Below are 1,365 nucleotides of genomic sequence, written 5' to 3' on the forward strand. Positions count from 1 at the left end.
CCGTTACTGAAAACTTATAAAAAGTTATAAACTTCTATGTTTCATTCCTACTTCAACGAGTATGCTTTTGATGATATAAATATCTATCTACTCACAAGTTCTTGTACTCTCCATAGGCGTAAATTCCGGATTAACGTACCCGTACATATTTGCACTAACGTTTTAGTGTTAGCTTGCAACTCTTTCTCCATAAGCCTTGAGATTTATAGATGCCTGAAAATCTCTATCAATGACATTTCCACAATCACATTTATAAATCCTGTCAGATAATTTCAAGTCTTTTTTAATGTTTCCACAGCAACTGCAAAGCTTTGATGATGGATAAAACCGATCAGCCACAATAAGCTGGATCCCTTTATACCTGCACTTGTGTTCAAGCTGCTTTCTAAACTCAAAAAACCCCTGATTCTGAACTGCTTTTGATAAATGTCTATTTTTCATCATTCCACTAACATTCAAATCTTCAATACAAATAAATCTTGGTTTTCGACTTACAATTTCAGATGTAGTCTGATTCAAATAGTTCTTACGGATATTTGTTAATCTGTGATTTCGTTTTAATAAAAGTTTTTCCTTTTTGATTACATTATTTGTTTTGCAGTAACTTTTTCCTTTCTTATTTTTCTCGTAAGAGCGAGAGATACTACGCTGTAATCTGCGTTTCTGTTTTTCTAGTTTCTTTACTTTCTGACTTTTATTGATGTTCTTATACTTAGCTCCATCAGAGCAAACAGCCAGATCTTTGATCCCTAGATCTATACCAATCCCATCATCATTAAGTTTTTCTATGCAATCAGGAAATTCCACACATACGCTGATCCACCAGTTCAACCCATCAAAAGATATTCTCGGATTCATGTATTTAGCATCTGTAGGAATACGACCATGCTCTGCAAGTCTTACCCAATTTAATTTTTGTTTATTTCTTTTCCTGCTCGAAGAAAATCCTTCAAACTTAACATGAGTATTGCTGAATTGTATCTTAATATTATCCTGATAGAACTTCGGCATTGATCTCTTTTTTGACTTGAATATTGGGAATTTCTGCAAACCTTTGAAAAAGTTCTTATAAGCAGTGCAGGCATCTTTGATCGCCTGTTTGGTTACATTATTTGAAATACTCAATAACCATGCGTATTCATCAGAATGTCTAAGCTTTGTAAATTCTTTTCTGAGTTCTGCATCTGAAATGAATTTTCCGCCTTTTTCATAGTTTTCTATTTCCCTTGCCAAAGCCCAGTTATAAGCAAATCTTGAAGCACCTGCGTACTGAAACATCTTAGTTTTCTGTACATTGTTTGGTATCAACATTGCTTTTATGGCTTTTACCATCTACTTCCTCCTGTATCAGTTCCCGGATAAGTT

General features: G+C 34.1%; 1 protein-coding gene and 1 pseudogene. Both read right to left on the minus strand.

What is annotated here, in order from left to right:
* Positions 1-168: 168 nt before the first annotated feature.
* Positions 169-1,311, minus strand: coding sequence for an RNA-guided endonuclease InsQ/TnpB family protein (locus LI091_RS18335; RefSeq protein WP_442860790.1), 1,143 nt, complete (start codon positions 1,309-1,311; stop codon positions 169-171).
* Positions 1,280-1,365, minus strand: a pseudogene (locus tag LI091_RS18800) (IS607 family transposase); the annotation flags it as partial. The gene LI091_RS18335 and the pseudogene LI091_RS18800, both read right to left, overlap by 32 nt.

The organism is Blautia sp. MSK20_18 (genome assembly GCF_020553125.1).
GTDB classification, from domain to species: domain Bacteria; phylum Bacillota; class Clostridia; order Lachnospirales; family Lachnospiraceae; genus Blautia_A; species Blautia_A fusiformis.